Source organism: Marinimicrobium agarilyticum DSM 16975 (assembly GCF_000423345.1).
Taxonomy (GTDB): Bacteria; Pseudomonadota; Gammaproteobacteria; order Pseudomonadales; family Cellvibrionaceae; genus Marinimicrobium; species Marinimicrobium agarilyticum.
Genome location: NZ_AUHU01000018.1, coordinates 35,001 through 37,263, shown reverse-complemented (window position 1 = coordinate 37,263; position 2,263 = coordinate 35,001). Strand labels below are relative to the sequence as shown.

Here is a 2,263-nt window from a genome sequence, read left to right as displayed (position 1 = left end):
ATGCCATAGTGTAGCAATTTTAAGGGGAAGTAAGAGATAAGGGGTGGGGACGGGGATTTTTCTGCGCACAAGAAAAACGCCCTGCAGAGCTAACTACAGGGCGTTTTAATTTAAGAGCTTGAGTCGAAGGCAGGATGCCGAAGACGACGCCCGAAGGGGCGCCCCGCAGGGGGTGGGCCACACGGATGTGGCCCATCACCATGACCGCAGGGCATCGGCAAGCGCCTCGAACTTGTGCGGGCCCCATAAAAAAATACCCCGAACCATTGCTGATTCGGGGTATTTCACTTTAAGAGCTTGACGATGACCTACTCTCACATGGGGAGACCCCACACTACCATCGGCGCTAAGTCGTTTCACTTCTGAGTTCGGAATGGGATCAGGTGGTTCCAACTCGCTATGATCGTCAAGCAAACTGGCTTGGGCTCGAAGGTTTTATCGCCATTCGGCGTACCTTGATCGACCCAAATAGGGGGTGAAACAGTAAGTTATACATTGCAACGATTGTCTACCTCACACAAACGTCCGGCTGTGCAGTCGTCTCTGTTATATGGTCAAGCCTCACGGGCAATTAGTACTGGTTAGCTCAACGCCTCGCGGCGCTTCCACACCCAGCCTATCAACCTGGTCGTCTTCCAGGGCCCTTAAGGGAGCTCGAAGCTCCAGGGAGATCTCATCTTGAAGGAGGCTTCCCGCTTAGATGCTTTCAGCGGTTATCCCGTCCGAACGTAGCTACCGGGCAATGCCATTGGCATGACAACCCGAACACCAGAGGTTCGTTCATTCCGGTCCTCTCGTACTAGGAACAACTCTTCTCAAATCTCCAACGCCCACGGCAGATAGGGACCGAACTGTCTCACGACGTTCTAAACCCAGCTCGCGTACCACTTTAAATGGCGAACAGCCATACCCTTGGGACCGGCTTCAGCCCCAGGATGTGATGAGCCGACATCGAGGTGCCAAACACCGCCGTCGATGTGAACTCTTGGGCGGTATCAGCCTGTTATCCCCGGAGTACCTTTTATCCGTTGAGCGATGGCCCTTCCATACAGAACCACCGGATCACTATGACCTACTTTCGTACCTGCTCGACGTGTCTGTCTCGCAGTTAAGCTGGCTTGTGCCATTACACTAACCTCCTGATTTCCGACCAGGATTAGCCAACCTTCGTGCTCCTCCGTTACGCTTTGGGAGGAGACCGCCCCAGTCAAACTACCCACCATACACTGTCCGCGATCCCGATAAGGGACCGGCGTTAGAACCCCAAACATACCAGGGTGGTATTTCAAGGGTGGCTCCACGCTAACTGGCGTTAGCGCTTCAAAGCCTCCCACCTATCCTACACAAATAGGCTCAGAGTTCAGTGTAAAGCTATAGTAAAGGTTCACGGGGTCTTTCCGTCTAGCCGCGGGTACACTGCATCTTAACAGCGATTTCAATTTCACTGAGTCTCGGGTGGAGACAGCGTGGCCATCGTTACGCCATTCGTGCAGGTCGGAACTTACCCGACAAGGAATTTCGCTACCTTAGGACCGTTATAGTTACGGCCGCCGTTTACCGGGGCTTCAATCAAGAGCTTCGCCGAAGCTAACCCCATCATTTAACCTTCCGGCACCGGGCAGGCGTCATACCCTATACTTCCACTTACGTGTTCGCAGAGTACTATGTTTTTAATAAACAGTCGCAGCCACCTGGTCACTTCGGCTGCCAACAGCTTACGGGGCAAGCCCTTCACCGTCGGCAGCGTACCTTCTCCCGAAGTTACGGTACCATTTTGCCTAGTTCCTTCACCCGAGTTCTCTCAAGCGCCTTGGTATTCTCTACCTGACCACCTGTGTCGGTTTCGAGTACGGTTTCTCTTTACCTGAAGCTTAGAAGCTTTTCTTGGAAGCATGGCATCAACCACTTCGCGCCCTAAAAAGGGTGCTCGTCGTCAGTTCTCGGCCTTAAGATCCCGGATTTACCTAAGATCTCAGCCTACAACCTTAAACGCGGACAACCAACGCCGCGCTGGCCTAGCCTTCTCCGTCCCTCCATCGCAGTAAAGAGAAGTACAGGAATGTTAACCTGTTTCCCATCGATTACGCCTTTCGGCCTCACCTTAGGGGCCGACTAACCCTGTCCCGATTAGCGTTGGACAGGAACCCTTGGTCTTCCGGCGTGGGAGTTTTTCACTCCCATTATCGTTACTCATGTCAGCATTCGCACTTCTGATACCTCCAGCAAGCCTCTCGACTCACCTTCGCAGGCGTACAGAACGCTC

The 2,263-nt window shown here is 53.2% G+C and carries 2 rRNA genes (1 of these 2 running past the window's edge); both read right to left on the bottom strand.

Features of this window, described 5'->3' with window-relative positions:
- Positions 1–295: 295 nt before the first annotated feature.
- Positions 296–411 (bottom strand): 5S ribosomal RNA (gene rrf / locus G547_RS0115555).
- Between the two features lie 139 nt (positions 412–550).
- Positions 551–2,263, bottom strand: a 23S ribosomal RNA gene (locus G547_RS0115550); it runs 1,175 nt beyond the window's last position.